The sequence below is a fragment of the Nocardia sp. NRRL WC-3656 genome, from assembly GCF_000720265.1.
Lineage (GTDB): Bacteria > Actinomycetota > Actinomycetes > Mycobacteriales > Mycobacteriaceae > Nocardia > Nocardia nova.
Genome location: NZ_JOJF01000138.1, coordinates 1 through 265, shown reverse-complemented (window position 1 = coordinate 265; position 265 = coordinate 1). Strand labels below are relative to the sequence as shown.

Below are 265 nucleotides of genomic sequence, written 5' to 3'. Positions count from 1 at the left end.
GTCGGGCGGTGTGAATGTCGCGCCGCCGTCGATCGCCGGCGGATGGGCTCCGCTGCGGGAATACACGCCCCCGGCGAATGCGCCGTTGAGCAGCGGCGCGAGCACCTGGTCGTAATGCTGCGGCCAGCCGGCCACCAGCGACGCCGCACCCAAACCCGATATCGCGCCGGCGGTGCCGTGTACCAGGCCCATGGCCAAGCGACTGCTGCCGATCCGGGGGAACACCATCGGCGCGAACTTGCCGGCGACCATGCCGCCCACCGCT

1 protein-coding gene is annotated in these 265 nt (G+C 71.7%); it reads right to left on the bottom strand.

All coding sequences use genetic code 11. The features are described 5' to 3' along the window. On the bottom strand, positions 1 to 265 hold a 265-nt coding region (locus IG65_RS38830), incomplete at both ends, for a hypothetical protein (protein ID WP_036526739.1).